Here is a 20834-nt window from a genome sequence, read left to right as displayed (position 1 = left end):
CGACCGCTGTTTCAGGGCGCGGGGCGCGGGGCGCGGGGCGCCGGGGCGCGAACCGCCCACGTCGTCAGGGAGTGCACGCTTCGGCGATCGACAGGCTGTTCTCGTACAGGTGGTGCCGGGTGATCCGGCCGTCCTCGACGGTGAGGCGCAGCGCGAAGGGGCCCGCGAAGGATTTGCCGGTCGCGCGGACGGTCCCCGAGAGGTGTCCCATCAGGACAGCCTCGGTGCCGTCGACGAGGAAGGTGTCGACGGACGCGCGGGCGTCCTCGGGCACGGTGTGCTCGGTCAGCTCCGTGAATTGAGCGGCGCATTCGGCAGCAGTGGAACGGGGTCGGATCCACGGGACTGCGGGGTTCTCGGCGAGCAGCCAGTCGACGTCGTCGGCGAAGAGGGCGGTGAGTCCCTCGGTGTCTCCGGCGAGGCGGAGGGCGAGGAATTTCTGGACGGTGGCGCGGGTGACGTCCGCGGTGGTGGGTGTCATGGGGACCAGCTTGCCGGGGCACTTCTGGGGCGTCGATTACGTCGCAGGTAAGGGCGGAACGTCTGCCCCCGAGGGAGAAGCTGCCGACGGGCAGCGGCGCCGGGCCGTGGCCGGTCCAGGCCGCCCGCCGGGCCGGCCGGGGGCGCAGCCGGTCCCAGGCTTGCGTGGTGGCCTTCCCGTAGAGGCGGGTGCCCGTGGAGGTCACGGCCTGCTCAGGCTCCCAGGCGGCAGGGGCGCCGAAGACGAACTCGCCGTCGAGCACTTCAGTTGGCGAGGCCCGCCAACTGGGCCTCGGCGTGGCAGCGACCGGGAGCCGGACCTACCCCGCTCCCGTCACCGCGCAGCCCGCAGCCCGCAGCCCGCAGCCCGCAGCCCGCAGCCCGCAGCCCGCAGCCCGCGACCCGGCTGCGGTGCGCCCGGGCCGCGTAGGCATGCAGACGTGCAGCCGACGGCCTTGCCCATGCCACGGCTGCCGTCGAGGGGCGCGCCCCCAGGACCCCCACGACCTGGGGGCCGGTCCTCCCGGTTCCACCTATCACCGAGAGCTTGACGGTCATACCTCCGCAGCCGTCCGCGCCGCAGCGACCACGGCCTCGTACACCTCCAGCGCCGGCCGGGGCTCGCGGCCCAGGAGCGTGCGCAGGGCGTTGTCCTCGATCCCGCTGCCGTCCAGGAAGCCCCCGGCGATCACCGAGTACGTGCCCACCAGCATCGGCACCTGGTAGGGCAGGGCCTGGCCGGCCCCGGTGATCGCCTCGCGGGTCGCGCCGAGCGAGCAGGGCTCGTACGAGCCACCGATCGCGGCAGCCAGCTCGGAGCCGCCCAGGGCCCGCTCGCCGACGAGCTCGTACACCCGCCCCGCGTGCCGCTCCGGCTCGACTGCCACCCGGGCCGCCACCGCCGCGAGGTCGGCGCGGGCCACCGCGGCCAGGCGGCCCTCGCCCAGCGGCGCCGCGATCGTCCCGTCGGGGCCGGGGGCCGCGATACCGGCCAGGAACTCGGCGTAGAGCCCGTTGCGCAGGATCGTCCACGCCAGCGGGCTGCGCCCGAGGCGGCGTTCGGTCCAGCGGTGGGCGAGCGCGTAGGCCAGGTGATCGCCGTCGCCGCTGAGGCTGGTGTAGACGATGTGCCGCACGCCCGCTCTCTCGGCCGCCGATATCGCCGCGTCGTGGCGGGCGATGACGACGTCGTCCTCGCCGTACCCGGCGGAGATGAGCAGCAGGGTGTCCACACCGGTGAAGTCGAGCGAGGACGGGTCGTCGAAGTCGACGCGCCGCTCCGCGGTGGAGCGGGGGGTGCGGGTGCCGAGGACGACGTCGTCGCGCCCGGCCAGTTCGCCGGCGACGAGCTGTCCGAGCGCGCCGCCTGCACCGGTTACCAGAATCATTGAGATCTCCCTCCTGAGCTGTGTGTTTCCATCATGGGGAGCGAGTCTCGATCGCATAAGGAGGCACTTTGATGTCAGTAGGGCACACCGCGGTAACCACCCCGGTGCCGGACGAGCCCGTGATCGTCTGCGAGACGCCGCAGGACGAATGCGGCGTGAGGGACGTGCTGGACCGGCTCGGCGACAAGTGGTCCGTCTACGTGGTGGTCGAGCTCGCCTCGGGCATACGGAGGTTCAAGGAGTTGCAGCGCGCCATCCCGGGCAATATCTCGCAGCGCATGCTGACGCTCACCGTCCGGCGTCTGGAGCGCGACGGGGTGGTGACGCGGACCGTCTATCCCACCGTGCCGCCCCAGGTCGAGTACGAGCTGACGGAAATGGGTCACAGTCTCACCCACCTCGTCAAGGCCCTCGCGGACTGGTCGATCGCCCACCGGCCGTTCATTGCCGCCTCGCGGGCGGCCTGGGACGCCGCTCACTCGGAGTCGGCGGCCGGCGACTGAACGGCCCCGGGCTCCACCGGGTGATGCGCGAGCCCGTCCCTGAGCCGTGGATCTCGCCACCCTGGGGAGCTGCCCCGCTTCGTCCAGCGGCGCTTCACGATCCGGCTACTGAACGGGAACTGCACCCGGCGCTCGTCCCGGTGGCGGGTGAGATCCTGAACGGATGAACGAGACATCCGCTGCTCCGGCGGCCGCCCGGTGGCCGCCGGCCGCGGCCGGGGAGACCGATTGGCTGCGGGAGCTGGCCGACGACGACGGGCTCACCGGCTTCATGCCACCGGCACTGCCCGACGCCGCCTGGGTGCTCCACTCCATGTACGAACACGAACTCGGGCCGACCGACATGTCGTACGTCGCGTACGAACGGGCCGTGCTGATGGGCGGCGGGCCCGAGATCATCCCGGGCCTCGACCCTGCGGACGTGTTCACTGGCATGGTGGGCGAGCTCCGCGGACCCCGTTGGCGCCGTCTGCGCTGGGCGGAGCTCGCGCGGCGGACCGGTGATTCCGTGGTACCCGAGGGGCGGCTGCCGTGCCACACCTCCTTCCCTTCGATCAAGCCGGGCGGCTGGCCGGTCGGCATCCAGGCACCGTCCGAGGGCAGGTTGGACCGAACCGACTGGAACCGCCTGGTGGACATCCTCACCGAGCACAGCCCGCAGGGCGCGGAAACCCTCTGCCTGGCCTACTACAACCCGCTGCTCCAGAGGGCCGAGGACTTCGACAACCTGCACGTCCGGACCGGCACGCTCGCGGACGCCAAGGCGCTGTACGACCACCCCGAAGAGGACTGTTGGACCCCGTCCAACCTCTGGGCCCAGGACCGGTCCTGGGTCCTCTGCACGGACTACGACCTGTGGGCCACCAAGGTGGCGGGCCCCGCCCCGCTCGTCGAGGCCCTCCTCGACGACACGGAAATCGAGGCCCTACGACTGCCCTGGGCCCCCTGATCCCGATCGCCGCCTTGGGAACGACCAGGTGTGGCCTATCGCCCGTAGTTGGCCAGTGTGCGCTTGAGAGGGCCCGTCAAGGCATGAGCGCATCACCTGGCTGAGACCGTGACCCACGCCTGATGAGACGCTGTTCGCCGCGATCGTGCACGTGCTGGTCAGCGGGTGTGCCTGGCGGGCTCTGCCACCATGCTTCGGGATGTCGAAGTCCACCGCCCACCGCAGGTTCCTGATCTGGTCGCGGGCGGGCGGGCGTGTGGGGTCGGCTGCACGATGTGCTGGGCGCTCCAGCATCTGCGCTTCGGCCGCGGCCGAAGCCGTCGTGGGAAGTGGCTCAGTCGGCCTGGCTGTTTGCGTGCTTGGGCAGGAAGAACATCAGGGCCCACATCACGGCGAAGGCGCCTCCGACCCACCAGAGCACGCCGGTGAACGCGGCACGGTTGACGGCGCCGTCGGGCGAGCCGCCGGTGGCGGAGAAGAAGACCAGGGAGGTCAGCGCGGTGCCGAAGGCGATCCCGAGATGGACCGCGGTGTTGAACAGGCCCGAGGCCGATCCGGCGCTCTCGTGCGGCACCTTGGCGAGCGACATGTCGGCGAGCGGCCCGCCGATCGTGCCGAAGGCGATGCCGAGCAGCAGGAGGGGGACCGTCATCGCGAGGAGGGTCAGATCGGCCTGTCGGCTGCTGACCTGAACCCCGTAGACCGCCATCGAGACGACGGCGAACAGGGCTCCGGCCTGTGGCACGCGCCGCCCGAAGCGCCCGGCGGTCCTCATCGCGATCACCGCACCGGCCGTCTCACCAAGAGCGATCACCACGAAGGTCCTGGCCGCCTGGAGCGCGCTCATGCCCAGGCCGCGCTGCAGGTACAGCGTCCAGGTCATGAAGAACATCCCCGACAGCAGACCCAGCATCAACTGCGCGGACAGGCCGCCGGAGAACGCCTTGCCCCTGAAGAGGGACAGCACCACCAGCGGGGCATCGTCCTTCCTGCGCTGCTGGTGGAGCAGGAAGGCGCCGAGCACGAGGGCACCGGTGGCGAGCATGGTGAAGCACCACAGCGGCCAGTGGTGGGCGCGGCCCTCGGTGAGCGGGAAGACGATCAGCACCACGGCCGACGCGGACAGCAGCATCCCGGTGACGTCGAGGCGCTCGGCCTTCTCCGCAGTCGACTCGGTGATGAACTTCCGTCCGAGAACGATCACGGCGAGGCCGATGGGCACGTTGACCAGGAAGATCGGCCGCCATCCGAGTCCGAACAGGTCGGCCTCGGTGAGTACGCCGCCCAGGACGGGACCCAGGACGGCGCCGACCGGCAGGACGGCCCCGTAGAGGGCGAAGGCCCTGCTGCGGTGCTTGCCGTCGAAGGTGACGTGGAGGGTCGCCAGGACCTGCGGGATCATCACAGCGGCTCCGCTGCCCTGGAGCACGCGCGCGGCGATCAGCATGCCCGGACTGGTGGCGAGACCGCACAGCAGCGAGGCGGCGGTGAACACGGCGGTGCCGATGAGCAGGACCCGGCGCCGCCCGTAGGCGTCGCCGAGCCTGCCGCCCGTGATCAGCCCGAGGGCGAGGGCCAGCGCGTAGCCGGCCGTCAGCCACTGCACCGCGGCCGGGCCGGCGCCGAGCGACTTCTGGAGGGTGGGGACGGCGGTGAGGACGACCGACTGGTCGAGCACGTCCATCAGCTCGGCGACCAGGACCACCACGAGGGCGATCCTGGCGGCCAGGACCGTCCTGGGCGGTGTACCGCAGGCGACGTGAGCCGAGGGCTCGGTGGTGTGCTGCGGCTCGTGGTCGAGCGCGGGGGAAGCCATGGCGGGACTCCTGATCCAAGGAAGCGGGAAGCTCGCCGTCGGCCGCGCCGGGGCCGGAGAACACCAAACCCGGGGCAGTCGGCAGAGCTGCACCCGGGAAATGACAGGAAACTACGGGGGTGGGTGACGCAACTCAGGCCAGTGCGACGTCCGCCCCCGGGCACGTTCACATCATCAGAACGTGGGGGAACACGGACGGCTACAGGGCCTGGGGGATGCGAAGTCACCTCAAGATCGCTACAGAAGGAACAGGACGTCCGAACACTGCCGCCGAATTCTCCGGCGCAGGAACTCCTTCACGGTACGACACCCCCCGGGCCCTGTGTACACCGGACATTGCGTCACTCCTTGTCCACTTGTCCTTGTCCACTTGCGTGGGCGGTCGTTCAGCTCGGCGGCGATGGAGTCGAGGTCCTGCTGGCTGTATTTGCGGAGGTCGGCGTTCTTGGGGGCATTGGCGGGGGAGTCGGTTGGGGGCGCCGGGCCCGCTGACGCGCCTGATGATCCGCGACGGTGGCCCGATAGGTGCTCCCTCCCGCCGTCGCGTGCGATCTCCCGTGACACAGTCGACGGCGCTCTGCCGAGACGTCGAGCCATTCAGCGAGCGGACTCGCCCGCCGCGATGCTCGCGCGAGAACTCCTCGCGTTCGGCGGCCGCCCGGTGCCGGTCAGTGCGTTTCCGCGGCGCCTGCCGCACGCCGCCGGCCTGGGCGAAGAAGAGCCGGATCCCGTGCATCGGGACGCCCAGGGCCCGGCCCATCGCGTCGAACGACTCACCCGCCCGCCACCGCTGCCGGACCTCGTCCTGCTGGGCCCGCCACGGTTTCTTGAAGATCCTGCAGTCGCGCAGGCGGCCCGGAGGGCGGTGAGAAGAGCAGCAGTTCGGGGCTTGAGTGGCTCATTGGCCCTTCGCGGTGATCCTGTTGATCAGGCTGTGGGCTGTGTTGTGGTCGGAGTCGATCCCGTGAAGCTCGGCACCTTCAAAAGCGGCGACCTCGGTGCTGCGGGGGAACATGGCCTGCTCGTACTCGGTGAGCGCGGCTTCGATGTCGTCGGGATGCGCGGCGAGGGCCTTGCCGAGTTCGGCGCCGTCGAGCATGGCCAGGTTGGCGCCTTCGCCGTTCGGGGCCGCGAGGTGGGCGGCGTCGCCGAGGAGGGTCACCCCCGGCACCCGGTCCCACCGGTGCCCGGCCGGCAGGGCGTAGTGGGGGCGCAGGACCGGCGCGGTGTCGCCGTCGGTGATCAGGGCGGTGAGTTCCGGTGCCCAGCCCTCGAACTCCTCCGCGATCCGCGCGGTGGCCGCGGCGGCATCGGTGAAATCGATGGCGGCGAACCAGTCCTGCGGCTTGGCCAGCGCCACGTAGGTGTGCAGGGTGTCGCCGCTCTCGCGGTGAGCGAAGATATCCCTACCCGGCGCGGGCACTATCAGCATTCCGCCGCCGACCGCCTTCGCGGCCGCGGGATGCCGGGTGTCGGCGTCGAACAGGTACGTCTCGACGAACGACGTGCCGGCGTACTCGGGTACGGCGGTGGAGAGCAGCGGCCGGACCCGTGACCACGCGCCGTCCGCGCCGACCAGCAGGCTGGTGGCGACGGTGCTGCCGTCGGCGAACGTCACCTCGTGGCGGCCCTCGCCGAGGAAACGGGCGCGAGCGACCTTGTGCCCCCACCGGACGGTGCCGGCCGGGAGCGAGTCGAGCAGTATCTGTCGCAGCTCGCCGCGCAGCACCTCGGGGCGTCCGCCTGTGCCGTCGTCGGCTTTGTCGAGCAGGACGGTCCCTTCCCGGTCGAGGACCCGCGTCGCCTGACGGCCCTCCAGGATGACGGCGTGGAATTCGTCCATCAGGCCGGCCGCCTTGAGGGCGAGCTGCCCGTTGTAGTCGTGGATGTCGAGCAGCCCGCCCTGCGTGCGCGCCGACGGGGAGGACTCCGCCTCGTAGACCGTGACCGGGAATCCGTGGACGTGAAGGACGCGGGCCAGTGTGAGTCCGCCGAGTCCGGCGCCGATGATCGTGACGGGCGTGTGCATGGTGGCTCCTTCGGGATCGGGGCCGCCCGGTGAGCTCCGGCCGGCCGTTCCTGGAAAGGTGCCAGGCCCCGCCGACGAGTCATCGACATCCGACCGACAGCCCCGACAGTGCCCCGACACGGCATCGACACCGCAGATCGGCTGGCTGTCAGGTGGACACGCCCCCTGGTTGAGCCGCAGCCAAGCGGGGACGGCGAGCCGAGCGCGCGCACCAAGACTCTTGGCCGGCCGCGGGCCGTGCTGTGGTGTCGGGCCGGAATGACCCTGCGCGTCCTGGTCCTGGACGAGGCCGGACCGTACCGGCGCACCCCGGAGCAACTCGGTCACCACGCCGATCCGACCTGGCCATTGGCTTCAACGCAACGATCCCGCTGAACACCGAGACCGAGCCTGACGCCACTGCCCGCAAACGCCTGCGCCGGGCCGGTGCCGAGCACCCCGACGCCCCGGTCCGCTGCATCACGCTCCGCCAATCCGTCGGCCCCTCACCCGACGACGACCGCGGGGCCCGCGACACCGCCGGCCGTATCTACTGGCACCGGTGGTTCGTACGGCCGCACCGCCGTGCCCGTCTCGACCACGACGACGATCCGACGGGCTACCCCCGCAAGTGGGTCGGCCCCTACCTCGTCACTCCCGAAGGATGCGAGGACGGCCCTGATCTTGGGCAGGGAACGCGTCGTCGACGTCCTGCGCCGCTGAAGACACGTGACCAGGTGGGCACCTCCTGGTTCAGGCTGCCTGGCCGAGACCGACGGCGGTCAGATCCCGTTCGCGCAGCGGGGTGAAGGCAACGTCGAATAGCCGCGGCGGCGCCAGGCAGCTGTCCTCCAGCTGCTGGCGGAAGAACGCCGTGTCGAAGGCACCGGCCTCGCGGCAATATCGCTGGCCACGCGTGCTGGCTACTGGTCTGGCGGGATCCGGCCGAGGTCGTGGCGTCACTCAGAGCTTCCCCGCCGAGCTGGCGCGGGCTGCGGCATGATCTGGAATACGTGGCGCTGACCGCTGACCGCTGACCGCTGACCGCTGACCGCTGACCGCTGACCGCTGACCCGCCGACCCCGCGGAGCCCTGCCCGCCGTCGAACGCTGGCTCGGCTTCGCCGGAACCACCGATCCTCCCCAGGGGTTCACCGCCGCGTGCGGCCGTTACGCCAAGTCCGCCGCCGACGAACCCTTCGACCCGGCCGGCACCCACCGTGGCCCGGCTCTCACACCAGCCGAACGATCGGCCGTGCGCCGCATCACCGATCCCGCGCCGGCACTGGTGCACACCGGGGCTCCGCTGACTACCACAGGAACTGCAACAGAGGGTGGGAAACCGCGATGACCAGCAGCCCGAACGCGACGACCGTGAACGGGACGGATGCACGCTGGCTGACTGATCAGCTACTCAAAGGCGGCTTGCCTGTTGTCCACCGCGGCGCATTCGTGTGCCGCCGCGGTTCAAAAGCGGTACGCGGGCGGGTCCGCCCAGCGATCGGCAAGAGAGAGGCCGAGCAGCCGGACCCGGTGGATTAGCCGCTTGGGTGCGCCGCGCGACCGGAGCCGGGCCGGGGCGTGCCGGACCAGCCACCGCGCCAGTTCGCGGCACATGTCGTCCTTGTTGTCCCACGCGCTCCACGGCAGCTCGTCGCACAACAGGTCGTACTCCCAGAGATCGACAGCTTCGGCCAGGTGCCGGTCGGCTGAGGGATGGTCGGTGGCTTCCCAGACGCTGAGCCAGGAGCCGACGTCGGCGGATGCCTCGGCGCACACGACGAAGACACTGTGCGCGGGCGCCACCGGTTCCGGGTCGACCAGAGTGTGCGCCCACCATGCGCAGAGAAACTCGCGCACGGCGTCCCTCTGCTGTGCGGGCCATTGCTGCCACTGGCTGCGGGCGAAGGAGCGCCCTACTTCCTCCGGAAGGAGCCCGACGTCGACATCGCCGCGGACCAGGGCAGGGGTGAACTGGGGCAGGATGCGACGCAGCACCGCTGCGTGGTCCTTCCAGTCGCACGCGGACCATGTCCGGTAGAGGAGGTCCGGATCGAGCTCCGTATCCGGCGTCATCAGCAGTGCGAGCTCCTCCGCGCTGCCCCAGTGGCACTCGCAGTTCGATTCGTCTGGCCGTGCGGTCATACCGCGGAAGGCCGTCGCCACACGGGCCAGGGCGGCATCGAGGCGCAAGTACACGTCAGTCGTGTCACAGCTCATGTTTCAGGTGCAGCTCTCAGGACTCCCGCGGGCACCGCCCCGCCGAAGAGCGCAACCTTACTGACTACTTTCGCCTCGCACCAGCGTGCGTACCCACGGCGTGACACGTTCGCCCGTCCGCCATGCATTGCCGCGATCCGGTCACCGGTCCTGGGGCGGGAGTAGCGGGTGCGGCAGGCTCGCCTCCACGGACGTGAGGTCGGGGCGGCCGCACCGGGCCATCGGCCCACGGCTTCCTGGCCCTCGCCCGGCCACGTGCGCCGAGCCCAGCCAACTGCTGAGTGGATGAGATCGATAGCCTGAACGAGAGCCCGGCGGATACTTGTCGGATGGATGGATCAAGGACTTCTTGGGTCAACACCACGCACGACTGGGCCGGCACCGTGGACGCGGACCATCTCGGCCGGGTCCGGAAGGAATCTGCAGAGTTCGCTCCGGGCGGACCGGGACATCTCGTTCTTGAGGTCGTTGCTTATGCCGCTGACGAGGCAGTGAGCCGGGGCGGCGGACGGTGCGTGGTCACGCTGCATACTGACGGCTCCGTGTCAGTAAAGGATGACGGGCGAGGCACCGACACCCGGGTCGACGAGCATGGCCGTGTAGTGAAGAAGCCGGTCATGGCCACGAAGGACCTTCGGTTCTTCGACGTCCCGGAGGCGGAACGGCTCCCGGACGGGCATCCGCGTCGCGGCATGTCCGTCGTCGCAGCGTTCAGCGAGTGGCTGATCCATACCAACCGTCGTCTCAACGGATCCTGGAGTCAGCGCTATGAGTACGGCATCCCGGTGACCGATCTGGAACCCGTCGAGAACGACGGGACCACGGGGACCTGCGTCCGCTTCCTGCCGGACGAAGCCCTGGGCTCGCGGTGGGCGTTGACGGTGGATGACCTGGCGCGGTGGTCCGAGCACTGGCCCGAGCTGACTGTCCGCCTCGTGGACCAGCGTGACGACGGGGGCCGGTCAGGCCGGTGACCGCGGGGTGTGACCGAACTGCACCGAGGGGAGCAACCCGAAGCAGAACTGGGTTTGGCGCAGCGCGAAGGTCACGTCGCGATCGCCGTCGTTCTCGGGGAGTACGTACACCTCGGCTTCGAAGGCGCTGTGCGCCCTGGCCGTGCCGGGGGTGGCGAGGGCCCGGCCGCGTTCGACGTCCCAGCGTGTGACCATGCAGCTCGGGCCGACGTTGTTCCCGGTCTCCGCCCGCTCCGCGCGGTCGCCGCGGGACCGTTCGGTGGCGGTGGCGGTCCCCGAGGTGCTCGGGCCGGCGTACTCCACTCGGCGGCCGGCTGTTCGACGGGCGAATCGAAAAAATCATGGATTGCGGGAAACCCGGCTCCGGGGTGCGCACGAGCCTGCACGATGTGAATCCGCTGTCTCTCTGCAGCTCATCCCTTAGGTGGCCCGCATGCCCGCACCGCATTCCCGAAGCGATCGCAGCATTCCCCTGTGGGCGGCGGTCATCACGGCGTTGGGCTCGCTGCTGGCTGCGCTGATCGGCAAGTACGGGCTGCCGTCCTTCTCGTCCGACCGCTCCCCGTCCCGGCACGACGGCGGCGTGCCGGACGCGTTCCTCGGGCAGTGGCGGGGCGACGTCACCGAGGAGGGCGTGCGGCCGTCCGCCTACGCGGCCACCGTGTCGATCGGCGATGCCGGTCCGGGAGACGAGGTCGGCGGCATCGAGTACACGGCTCCCGGGCTGCTGTGCAAGGGGGTTCTCGTGCTGCAGGAGGTCGGTGACGACCGCAGGACGATCACGCTGGGGGAGGAGATCAGGACCGGACGGTGCGTCCCCCGGGGACGGATCACCCTCACCGCGGGGACCGAGCGCCATGTGACGTTCTTCTACACCGGTAAGAAGTACGACGGCACCGTACAGGTGGTCAGGGGAGGGCTGGACAAGAGCGTGTGAGCCCGATCGCCGCCCTTCGTGATGATCTTCGTGTGGGGCGGGGAGATCTGAGGGGATTCCGCGCGTCGCGCTGAGTCCTGCGGCATCCGGCGGTCGTAGTGTCGACCCCTGTTCGCGAGGAGGGCTTCTGATGCGCAGCGTGACCTATTCGATGGGCGTCTCACTTGATGGCTACATCGTCGGGCCGGCCGGCGACTTCGGCTGGACGGCGCCCGACGAGGAGGTCTTTCGTTTCGTCACCGACGAGGTGCGGGGGGTCGGCGTCCATCTGTTGGGGCGACGGTTGTACGAGACGATGCTGTACTGGGAGACCGCCGACCAGGATCCATCGCTCGACGACTCGATGCTTGAGTGGGCTGCGATCTGGAAGCTGCTCCCAAAGGTGGTGTTCTCCACTACGTTGTCGGCGGTGCAGGGCAATTCCCGTTTGGCCTCCGGTGGCCTGGCGGAGGAGATCGAGCGGTTGCGGGCCGAGCCGGGGGAGGGCGACATCGCGATCGGCGGCGCGACTCTCGCCGCCGAGGCGGCCGCGTTGGGCCTGATCGACGAGTACCGGGCCAGGGTCTACCCGGTACTGGTCGGCGGTGGCATTCCGTTCTTTCCCCGGTGCGAGCGCAGGGTGGATCTCGAACTCGTCGAGACCCGCACCTTCAGCTCAGGAGTCGTCTACCTCCACTACCGCGCGGCGCGCCAGGCTTTGCTTTAGAAGTTGCTGATGCGCTGAGTGGGCTGTCCCGGGAAAGGTGCGGGCGGCTATCCAGATCGTCAGATCGCGGGCAGTCCGCCCGGTGCTCTTCTCGGAGGCGGCGTGGCGTTCGCGGCGGATGGTGTCGCGGCAGACGGCTTCGTAGCCGCCTTCATCCAGGGTCGCGACGGAGGTGAACCAGGCTGGTTCGCCTTTGTTGGGGTGGATGACGACGAAAGCATTGTCCGGCGACCAGGCGACCAGGCGACCCGGCGACCCGGCTACTCGGCAGGTTGCGTGGGCCCGGGAAGCCCTGGTGTGCCCGTGGTGTCAGCGAGCGCGATCCGTCCGCCCTTCAGCCAGCCCCGGGACGTACTTGTACACCGTGCTCTGGGAGACGCCGAGGAGCCGGGCGATCGACGTGACGGTCTTCTCGGGCCGGGTGAGCAGATCGCGCGCGTGGCGGATCTGCTCTTCGGCCATGGCCGGCGGGCGGCCGAGATGGGCTCCGCGGGCGCGGGCGGCGTCCAGGCCCTCGTTGGTCCCCTGGACGATGAGTTCGCGGATGAACTCGGCGAGGCGGCGAAGACGTGGAAGACCAGGCGTCCGCCGGGGGTGGTGGTGCCGAGTGCCTCGTGGAGCGAGGTGAAGCCGATGCCGCGCCTTCCGAGCCCGGACACGATCGCGATGAGGTCCTGGATCGAGCGGCCGAGCCGGTCTAGGGAGGGGACGACGAGGGTGTCGCCGGCCCGGAGCAGTCGAGGGCGCTCTACAGTTCCTCGCGCTCGGCGTACTTGCCGGACTTCTCGTCGGCGAAGATGCGTGCGCACCCGGCATCGGTGAGGGCGCTCCCGGAGCCGGCACGGGCGGGACTGCCCGCCGACGAGGCGGTCCGGGTCCGGCTCCGGTGTTCCTCTCGGACGACCGCTTGCCGACAGTGGATAGCCGCCGCCCGATTCGGATAGGGCGGAGCGTCGACGCGCCCTACGGTTTCGGAGAAATCGGCGCTCTGGAGGCGTATATGGACAGCAATCGCAGTGCACGGACGGCCGTGATCGTGGGTGCGGGCGTGGCTGGTCTGACAGCGGCCACTGCCCTGGCACGCTGCGGATGGCAGGTTGAGATCGCCGAGGTCGGGCCGCCGGAGGCGCCTTCTGGATGGGGGTTGTGCCTGACCGGTCCGTCGCTGCGCGCGCTGGACGAGCTGGGCCTTTCGGACGCATGTCTGGCCGAGGGCTACGGCATGGGCACGATCACGCACGTGGACATGAACGGCGCGCCCGCGGGCGAGGTCCAGTTGCCGCGGCTGATCGGTGCGCAGCGGCCGGCGATGGTCGGTATCGCACGCCCTGTACTGCACCGCATCCTGTACGCGGAAGCCGAGCGGCGTGGCGCAGTGGTACGCCACGGAGTGACCGTGGCCGCGGTGGATCAGGAGGGGGGACTGGTCCGCGTGCGGTTGTCGGACGGGACGGTCCGGAGGGTCGCGCTGTTGGTGGGCGCGGACGGGATCCGCTCGTCGGCGCGGCGCCTGCTGGGGCTTGAGACCTCGCTCGACTTTCACGGGCAGATGGTCTGGCGGGCTCTGGTGCCCCGCCCGCTGTGGGCCACCGGGATCCATCATTTCGCCGGGAAGGCCGGCACGGCCGGCCTCGTGCCCCTCTCGGGCAGGCAGGCGTACGTGTTCCTGACGGAGAACGGAGTGGAACAGAGCGTTCTGCCCGATGCCGAACTCGCCCCGCGCCTGCGGCAACTGCTGGAGACCTTCCCGGGCCGGGTGGAGGAGATCCGCTCCCTGATATCCGAGTCGGAATCGGTGGTGCGCCGCCCGGTGCTGACGGCGCTCCTGGAGGGCGCCTGGAACCGGGGCAACGGCGTGGTCATCGGTGACGCCGCGCATGCGCCCGCCCCGCAGATGGCCAGTGGCGCCGCCCTGGCCGTCGAGGACGGGCTCGTGCTGGCCCAGGAACTCGGGCGGCATGAGTCTGTCGGCGCGGGGCTCCGAGCGTTCGTCAGCCGGCGCACGCAGCGGTGCCGAATGCTCGTGGAGACCTCGGTGACGATCGCCGGCCTGGAGCAAGCGCAGCGCCACCACGAGGCGTATGTGCTGGGCGATTCCTGCCACCGGCTCATGGCCGAGCCCGCGTAACGCTCATGGCCGAGCCCGCATGACCATCCGGCGCGAAGGGCGGCCCGGCCTGCCGTTCGCACGACGGACAAGGAGAGAGGCTGCCCGCTGCTTCTGGTCAACGGCAAGGACGACCGGCAAGCAGAACGCCTCGGCCGACCTCTGCCTGGCTCTTGAGCATGGAGGCCCCCAAGACAGCCCCGGATGTTCCCCGGCGGCCACATGGGCGAGGGGCCCGTGCTGCCCACCGTCCTCGACTGGCTGACCGAACGACTGAGCTGACCGAACGACTGAGTTGACCGAACAACTGGACTGACCAGCGCAGCTTAAGGGAGTGCACCATGAGCAACAGCAGTCTGATCACCCACCTGCGGCACATCGATATCGCCATGCCCAACTTCGCGGAGCAGCGCCGGTTCTACACCGAGCTGTGGGGTCTGACGGAGACCGCCGGTGACACCGGTGTCTCCTTCCTGGCGGCCGAAGGCTCCCCGGAGCGGTACGTGGTGCGGTTGCGCGAGGACGCCCACAAGCGCACCGACCTCATCGCCTTCGGCGCCGCCGTCGCCGAGGACGTCGACACCCTGGCCACACAACTGACAGCTCATGGCGTGCAGTTGGTCCACGAGCCGAAATCGCTGGACACCCCCGGTGGCGGCTACGCGGTCCGCTTCTTCGACAACGAGGGCCGCGTGGTCGAGGTCTCCGCCGACGTCTGCGCCCGCCGGCACCGCAAGGTCGAGGCCCGCGAGTCGGTCCCCGTGCGCCTCTCCCATGTGCTGATGAACTCTCCCACCCCCGAGGCCACGGTTGCCTGGTACATCAAGCATCTGGGGTTCCGTCTCTCGGACACGATGTGCCTGGGCGACCGCGGCGCGATCATGTGGTTCCTGCGGTGCAACACCTTTCACCACAGCTTCGGCATCGTGCGCGGGCCGCACGCGGCCTTCCACCACGCCTCCTTCGAGATGCGCGGAATCGACGAGTTCATGCGCGGCACGGGCCGGATGCGACGCATGGGCATCGAGCGGCTGTGGGGACCGGGGCGGCACCGGGCCGGTGACAACTCCTTCAGCTACTTCCTCGACCGGGCCGGCAACACCGTCGAGTACACCACCGAGCTGGAGATCCTGGACGAGGACACCTGGCACCCTCACATCTACGACCTGCGCGATCCCGCCAACGCGGATCAGTGGGGCACGGCCGAGGAGATGGACGAGTTCATCGCCGCCAAGTCCCACAACGACGTCGACCCGGGGCTGTTCAAAGCCCCGCCGATGTGAGCGGAGAGCCCGGTGGAACCCCTGCGCACCCGGCTCGTCGCCAGCCGGGTGCGCAGGGGTTCCACCGGGCACCCGGCTCGTCGCCGGCAGGCTGCCGGCCGATGGGACGGTCTTCACCGAGGCCGGGCCCGCTGACCCGCCGCTCGGCCCGGCCGAGCGCTGCACCGCGCCTGCTCATCCACACCCCGGAGGGGGCGATGAGCGTCCACCCGACGCTGACGGACCGGGCCCACTTCACCGACGCCTCGCGCGACGCCGGCAGTCCGCAGAAGAGAGCCGCGGCGTACAGCTCGATGTGTACGCCCGCGACGGAACCCGCCGACCGCCATGGCCGACAATGGGCCCCTAGGGAGGTGACCCCACCATCGTGCCGACGCCGCTGCGCAACCACCTCATCACCAGATCTCAGAACCCCGCCGACCTGCTCAACGCAGCCACCCGCCTGTTCGGCGGCTCGATCGCCACATCGCCCCTGGACGAGCTGTGCGGCGGCGATCACGAACTGCGCGGCGTCGCCGCGCACGGCTTCGCGGTGGGCTACTTCGTCTCGCCACTCGATGTGCGCGTCGCCCCGGCCGAGTGCCGTAACCGCGGCTCCTACTTCGTCAACATCGGTGTATCCGGTGCCATCTCGGCATCGCGTGGCGACCTACGGGCGACCCTCGACGAGGCGACGGCGGGAGTCGTCAACCCCGGCGACACCCAGGAACTGCGGCCCCTGCGCAGCCGGAGGGCTGGGTTCCTGGGCCTGCGGATCGACGCTGCCCTGGTCGACCAGGAATTCGCCGCGCTGACCGGGCATCCGCCGGTGTCCACCGTGCGCTTCGATTTCGCCCTCGGCCTGGCCAACTCCAAGGGCCGGGCACTGCGGCTGCTGGTCCGCTCCCTCCTCGAACAGCTGGACTCGGGAGACCCCCTGTTCCAGCACGCGGAGCTGCAGCGCAGCCAGCTGCGCTGCCTCGTCACCGCCCTGCTCCTGGCCCAGCCGCACTCGCACACCGGCGAGCTGCACGGCGGTCCACAACCCGGCTACCCGCGCTCCTTGCGGGCAGCCCTCGCGTTCATCGAAGCGAACCTCGCCGAACACATCAGCCTCGGCGGCATCGCCGGTGCCGCAGGCTGCAGCCCGCGGACCCTCAGCTCCGCATTCCGCGCCCGGCTCGGCCTTTCGCCCCTGTCCTACGTCCGCAACCTGCGGCTCGACCGGATTCGTGAGGACATCCTCGCCACTGGCGACCCCGTCGGCACCATCGCCTACCGGTGGGGCGTCTCGCACCTTGGCCGCTTCGCCGGCGAGTACCGCGACCGCTTCGCCGAACTGCCCTCCGACACCGCAACCCGCAGGTAGCCCGGCGTCCTCCCGCCCCTGCCTGCCTGTCACCGCATCAGCCCGGGGCCGTCGGCCGAGGCCCAGCGCGGCGGTCAGGGCGACCTTGTCGGCGAGGTCGATTCCCGTGCCTGCCCATCGACGAACGGGCTGCTGCCCCCGCTCTCGACGCATCCTCGAAAGCCCCGCTCGGGGCTGGAGACCGTCTACGGACGGCTCGGCTGGAGGGAAATCGGGCGCGGCCGGGAGCTCTCCGCTTCGCGCCCAGCGACGATCGCGACGAAGCCCTCAGCTTGCCCTTGAACCTTTTGGCGCAGCCTCAGGCACCGGTAGGTTCTTCGTGGTGACTTTGAGGGAGACGCAAGACCTCGCATCGATGACCGACGAAGCGCAGTTGCGCTGGATGGCACTGGGGGACACGACTCGGCAGCCGGCGGTGGTCCTGCTCCATGGCGGTCCGGGTCTGCCGGACTATCTGGACGATGTCGCCTCCATGATCGCGGATCTCGCGCCTGTGTACCGGTACGACCAGCGTGGCACGGGCCAGTCCCCGTGGCGGGGCCCTCATTCCTTCGCCCGGCATGTCGACGATCTCGCCGAGCTGCTCGATGTATGGGAAGTGCCCAAGGCCGTGCTGATTGGGCACTCCTACGGCACCGATCTGGCGAGCCGGTTCTGCTTGAGGCACTCTGACCGGGTTGCCGCCATGCTGCTGATGTGCGGGCCGTTCGTCGGTGATTGGGATACGGGGTACCGAGCTGAGCGCGGCCGCCGCATGTCCGTAGCGCAGCAGGAGCGGTTCCGCGAATTGAAGGAGCTGCCGGACCGCACGGAGGAGCAGGAAGTCGAACTGCTCACTCTGGCCTGGTTCACCGACCACGCCGATCCCGAACGCGGGTGGCACTGGGCAGCCCGGAGTGCCCGGTGGCGTCGCCCGGTCAGCTGGTCCATGAACGACGAACTCGGCAAGGAAGGACGCGCGGATCCGCTCGATGAACACCTTGCCGATCTATGTGCGCGCCTGCCCGCACGGGCGGAGCTCCTCGGTGGGGCCGATGATCCCCGCCCTGTGACGGCGCTTGAATCACTCGCACGCCGGCTCGCTCTTCCGCTGACCCGGATCGGGGGCGCAGGGCACGAGCCCTGGCTGGAGCAGCCCGACGCTGTGCGTAGGCACCTTCAACGATTTGTGCAAGGCGCCGTGGGGGCTTAAGGCTTCGACGGGTTCGCTGGCCGGCCTACCCCAGCAGCAGGCGGCCGATGGGCGCTTGGAGTTGGCGGTGGACAAACCGTCTCCGCCGCACAGACTCACACCGGATCCGCGCGACGGCGACCACCGCATGCCGGGTGGTGGCGGCCGGGCGTCTCATGAATCACGCGCTGTCCCGCAGTTCTGTGATGTCGAGCGGTGGCAGCTGTGACAGCTCGGCGTTGGCGGCGGTCATGGCGTCGTCATAGCGGGAGTTGCCGAGGACGGCCGTGATGGCGTCGGCGATCTCGCCGCGCGTCGCGGTGAGATCCAGCGCGCGGCCCAGGCCGCGACGGGCGAACGCGGCGGCATTGTCGGGCTGGTCGGCGAGAACGCCCATGCCCAGCACAGGTGTCGCGCCCTGCACCGCGTCGAGCAGGGATGCCCGGCCTCCGTGGGTGACGAACAGGTCGGCACGGCACAGGAGTGCGGGCTGCGGGACGTGTTCGACGACCTTGATGCGGGGGCTCGTGCTGCGCAGGTCCTTCGCGAGGTCTCCCGCGGACACGATGGCATCGCAGTCGATTCCGGAGAGTGCGGCCATGGCCTCCCGGTACGCGTTTCCCACGACGGTGCGCAGACCGGACATCGCGGTGGTCAGGGTGCCGAGGCTCACGTAGACGAGCGGGCGGGAAGGGGAGCGGTCCAGGCGCTCGGGGAGGACAGTCCGGAATTCCGCGACGGTGCGCCGGACCGCGCGCGCCGAGGGCGGGGGTGTTTCGTAGAACCACTGGACCGGTGCGGGGGTGAGCATCGGGGGCAGCACGGGTGCGTCCTGGTCGTGCTGCTTGTACAGGGGGGTCAACGCGGGCGCGATGTCAGTTTCCCAGAGGTCCAGGAGCACCGGTCCCAGGCCGTTGTCCGCCGCGCACACGGGCAGATCCAGCACCATCGCCGCGAGGTGCGCGCCGAGATCGCTGCACTCGGCGATCACCAGGTCGGGCCGCGCCCGCGTCCATGCGGTGATCAGGTCATGAGCCTTCGCTTCGGCCTGATCCGGCCAGAGCCGACCAAAGATGTAGCGGTTGAAGGGTGCGTTCCCGGATTCCTTCCAGATCTCACTTGCCGCTTGCTCAACGGCGGGATCGCAGGTCCAGTCCGTTCCTGCCCTGCGGAACTCCACTCCTCGCCGCCGGGCTTCGCGGCGGAACATGAAGGGGGCGTACAGCACGACATCGTGGCCCTGCTCAAGGGCCGGGCTGGTGACGTAATCGAGCGCCGACACATGCGAAGGTATCGGCTCAGCAGTGATGGCTATCCGTAAGCTCACAAAGGCTCCAAAGGGGTTTCACCGACGTTGGCTGCGCTGATCCGATCACGGCGCATCGGCTCGTGTCCCCTTCGGGCGTCGGGTGCCCACTTACTTAGCTGAGCGGAAACAGCGAGCGAGGCCAGTTCCGTCACGAGCACGCCGCCGGCCCGTCACGCGGGCCTGCGGAGCCGCCGCCTGCGGGCGCGCCTGCTGACTCACCTGCTGACTCACCTGCTGACTCGCGATGGCCGGGCGCTGTCAGCTCGCCCAGGCGGCGTGAACGATATTGCCGCCAGGCTCTCGATCAGTGGCGAGACCGGTACTCGTCCAGGAGAAGGAAGAACATTGCCAATGGGTCCTCTCCGTCGGCATGGCGTTCTATCGCAGCAGCCCATCCGGTGGACATCGACCACCCACGGCGGCCACGCAGCCACTCAGCGAACGGGCCGCCAGGCGAGAGCTCGAAAGGCTCGTCGACGGCATGGACTGACAAGGCCGTGGCATAGCCGATCAGGATGTTCTGCAGGTCTCGGAGAGAGCCCTGAGGGATCCACATCGAGGGACGCAGCCGAACCTGTTCCAACACGTCATGGACGTCCCGGCACTGGTCGATCGGGCGGACTCCCCGTCCTGGTTCAACTGACACAGGACAGACTGTATGACCAGCGATTCCAAGAGGCTGCCGCTGCGCTGTGGCAAGGCGGCAGCAGCAGCTCTCGTCAGTCGCATGCCCGGTCTGACGAGAGCTGCTTCACCGGATCAGCCTTTCAGGCTGTAGAAGTGAATTCGTGTGTTCGGCCTGAACCCGATGCGCGGGTACACGGGGGCTCCGGCGGCGGTGGCGTGCAGTGTGGCGCGGGTCAGCCCGGTGGCCCGCTCACCTTCGTACAGCGCCTTGCGCGTGACCGCCTCGCCGTAGCCCTTGCGCTGCCACTGCGGGTCTGTGGCGACGAATGCGACGAACAGGCGGCCTTGTGCTTCGACCGTGGCGGCGCACGCCACCGGTTCGTCGCCTCGCATGGCCAGATAGGCGTAGACCTCGTTCTTCCAGAGCACGGATCCGACCAGGCCGTCGCGCCCCTCCTCCAAGGGAAGCCCGTACGCGCGTGATTGGAGGTCGGCGTAGGCCCGCAACTGCTCGTCGGTGCTCACACGGGCGAACGTCAGGTCGGGATGGGCCGGCTCGGGGACGGGGAGCAGGTCGCCGGCCATGCCCGTACCGGGGAAGGCGTACTGGAGGCCGGCCTCCTCGGCTGTCGTCTCCAGCGCGGAGCGGGCCTCGTCGTCGAGAAGGTCTTCGAAGAGCCACACGAAGCCTGGGTGCTTCTTCGTCCGCATGATGTCCGCGGCCTGGCTCAGACGGTGCCTGACGAGCTCTGCTCCCGCTTCCGCCTCGGTCAAGGTGATGCAGTTGAAGAACCCGAACCGGCTGTCGGCCCAGCGAACAGCGATGCCCGGAAGGTCGCGCACGTCCGCGTCTGCGTCGCGGTCGAGCACCATGGTCCGCCAGACCGTGGTGAGCTGCTGTACCGATTCGATGGACTCCGCGGAAACGGTCACGGTACCTCCATGACTTGTTGTGGTCGGCTAGGCTCCTGAGCAGGTGGTGCATGCTTTTGGTGCCTCTGCGGCAGCG

Annotated in this window: 18 protein-coding genes and 2 pseudogenes; 10 read left to right on the top strand and 10 right to left on the bottom strand. The window is 69.7% G+C overall.

Annotated elements, in window-relative coordinates:
- Positions 1 to 64: 64 nt before the first annotated feature.
- Together IE182_RS05220 and IE182_RS05215 are read right to left on the bottom strand one after the other, a co-directional pair.
- The gene (locus tag IE182_RS05220; protein WP_190108442.1) at positions 65 to 481 is read right to left on the bottom strand and encodes a nuclear transport factor 2 family protein; all 417 of its coding nucleotides are present in this window, start codon (positions 479 to 481) and stop codon (positions 65 to 67) included.
- A 553-nt stretch (positions 482 to 1034) separates the two neighbouring features.
- Positions 1035 to 1868 (bottom strand): NAD(P)H-binding protein, encoded by an 834-nt coding sequence (locus IE182_RS05215; RefSeq protein ID WP_190108441.1) that lies wholly within the window; start codon positions 1866 to 1868, stop codon positions 1035 to 1037.
- A 71-nt stretch (positions 1869 to 1939) separates the two neighbouring features.
- Here IE182_RS05215 and IE182_RS05210 point away from each other — a divergent pair, with 71 nt between their 5' ends.
- The 3 genes and pseudogenes from IE182_RS05210 to IE182_RS05200 all read left to right on the top strand — a co-directional run.
- Complete coding sequence (locus tag IE182_RS05210; RefSeq protein ID WP_190108440.1) at positions 1940 to 2371, top strand: winged helix-turn-helix transcriptional regulator; 432 nt, start codon at positions 1940 to 1942, stop codon at positions 2369 to 2371.
- Positions 2372 to 2534: 163 nt separating this feature from the next.
- The gene (locus tag IE182_RS05205) at positions 2535 to 3320 is read left to right on the top strand and encodes a hypothetical protein (RefSeq protein WP_190108439.1); all 786 of its coding nucleotides are present in this window, start codon (positions 2535 to 2537) and stop codon (positions 3318 to 3320) included.
- Between the two features lie 115 nt (positions 3321 to 3435).
- Positions 3436 to 3601 (top strand): annotated as a pseudogene (locus IE182_RS05200) (transposase); the annotation flags it as partial.
- Between the two features lie 53 nt (positions 3602 to 3654).
- On the opposite strand, the gene IE182_RS05195 reads toward IE182_RS05200, so the two are convergent.
- The 3 genes from IE182_RS05195 to IE182_RS05185 all read right to left on the bottom strand — a co-directional run bounded on the left by IE182_RS05195 (position 3655) and on the right by IE182_RS05185 (position 9342).
- Positions 3655 to 5136: an MFS transporter gene (locus tag IE182_RS05195; protein WP_190108438.1), complete on the bottom strand. Its 1482-nt coding sequence runs from the start codon at positions 5134 to 5136 to the stop codon at positions 3655 to 3657.
- Positions 5137 to 6034: 898 nt separating this feature from the next.
- On the bottom strand, positions 6035 to 7165 hold the full coding sequence (locus IE182_RS05190) for an FAD-dependent oxidoreductase (protein WP_190108437.1): 1131 nt from the start codon (positions 7163 to 7165) through the stop codon (positions 6035 to 6037).
- A 1445-nt stretch (positions 7166 to 8610) separates the two neighbouring features.
- On the bottom strand, positions 8611 to 9342 hold the full coding sequence (locus IE182_RS05185) for a hypothetical protein (protein WP_308432067.1): 732 nt from the start codon (positions 9340 to 9342) through the stop codon (positions 8611 to 8613).
- A 638-nt stretch (positions 9343 to 9980) separates the two neighbouring features.
- Here IE182_RS05185 and IE182_RS31835 point away from each other — a divergent pair.
- On the top strand, positions 9981 to 10337 hold the full coding sequence (locus tag IE182_RS31835; RefSeq protein WP_229844587.1) for a hypothetical protein: 357 nt from the start codon (positions 9981 to 9983) through the stop codon (positions 10335 to 10337).
- Here the strand turns inward: IE182_RS31835 and IE182_RS05175 are convergent.
- The gene (locus IE182_RS05175) at positions 10326 to 10640 is read right to left on the bottom strand and encodes a hypothetical protein (protein ID WP_190108435.1); all 315 of its coding nucleotides are present in this window, start codon (positions 10638 to 10640) and stop codon (positions 10326 to 10328) included. The genes IE182_RS31835 and IE182_RS05175 overlap by 12 nt on opposite strands.
- A 130-nt stretch (positions 10641 to 10770) precedes the next feature.
- Here IE182_RS05175 and IE182_RS05170 point away from each other — a divergent pair, with 130 nt between their 5' ends.
- On the top strand, positions 10771 to 11274 hold the full coding sequence (locus IE182_RS05170; RefSeq protein ID WP_190108434.1) for a hypothetical protein: 504 nt from the start codon (positions 10771 to 10773) through the stop codon (positions 11272 to 11274).
- A 130-nt stretch (positions 11275 to 11404) separates the two neighbouring features.
- Complete coding sequence (locus tag IE182_RS05165; protein ID WP_190108433.1) at positions 11405 to 11980, top strand: dihydrofolate reductase family protein; 576 nt, start codon at positions 11405 to 11407, stop codon at positions 11978 to 11980.
- A 309-nt stretch (positions 11981 to 12289) separates the two neighbouring features.
- On the opposite strand, the gene IE182_RS31830 is transcribed toward IE182_RS05165, so the two are convergent.
- Both IE182_RS31830 and IE182_RS31825 read right to left on the bottom strand, forming a co-directional pair.
- Entirely contained in the window at positions 12290 to 12442 is a 153-nt protein-coding gene (locus IE182_RS31830; protein WP_229844586.1) for a helix-turn-helix domain-containing protein, read from the bottom strand.
- A gap of 155 nt (positions 12443 to 12597) precedes the next feature.
- A pseudogene (locus IE182_RS31825) lies at positions 12598 to 12789 on the bottom strand (recombinase family protein); the annotation flags it as partial.
- Positions 12790 to 12980: 191 nt separating this feature from the next.
- Here IE182_RS31825 and IE182_RS05155 point away from each other — a divergent pair.
- The 4 genes from IE182_RS05155 (at position 12981) to IE182_RS05140 (ending at position 17910) form a co-directional block, all read left to right on the top strand.
- Positions 12981 to 14108, top strand: a complete 1128-nt coding sequence (locus tag IE182_RS05155) for an FAD-dependent monooxygenase (protein WP_229844585.1) — start codon at positions 12981 to 12983, stop codon at positions 14106 to 14108.
- Positions 14109 to 14428: 320 nt separating this feature from the next.
- Positions 14429 to 15370: a VOC family protein gene (locus IE182_RS05150; RefSeq protein ID WP_190108431.1), complete on the top strand. Its 942-nt coding sequence runs from the start codon at positions 14429 to 14431 to the stop codon at positions 15368 to 15370.
- A gap of 367 nt (positions 15371 to 15737) precedes the next feature.
- Positions 15738 to 16718 carry a helix-turn-helix transcriptional regulator gene (locus IE182_RS05145; RefSeq protein WP_190108430.1) on the top strand — a complete coding sequence of 327 codons (981 nt, stop codon included), beginning with the start codon at positions 15738 to 15740 and terminating at the stop codon, positions 16716 to 16718.
- Between the two features lie 355 nt (positions 16719 to 17073).
- Positions 17074 to 17910 (top strand): alpha/beta fold hydrolase, encoded by an 837-nt coding sequence (locus IE182_RS05140; RefSeq protein WP_190108429.1) that lies wholly within the window; start codon positions 17074 to 17076, stop codon positions 17908 to 17910.
- A 160-nt stretch (positions 17911 to 18070) separates the two neighbouring features.
- Here IE182_RS05140 and IE182_RS05135 read toward each other — a convergent pair whose 3' ends face one another.
- Entirely contained in the window at positions 18071 to 19171 is a 1101-nt protein-coding gene (locus tag IE182_RS05135) for a glycosyltransferase (protein WP_229844584.1), read from the bottom strand.
- 786 nt (positions 19172 to 19957) lie between these two features.
- Entirely contained in the window at positions 19958 to 20758 is an 801-nt protein-coding gene (locus tag IE182_RS05130) for a GNAT family N-acetyltransferase (protein ID WP_190108427.1), read from the bottom strand.
- Between the last annotated feature and the right edge of the window lie 76 nt (positions 20759 to 20834).

Source organism: Streptomyces cinnamoneus (assembly GCF_014650495.1).
In the GTDB taxonomy this organism is placed as follows: Bacteria; Actinomycetota; Actinomycetes; order Streptomycetales; family Streptomycetaceae; genus Streptomyces; species Streptomyces cinnamoneus.
The sequence above is the reverse complement of the archived record's forward strand: the minus strand, read 5'-3'. Positions and strand labels throughout refer to the sequence as shown.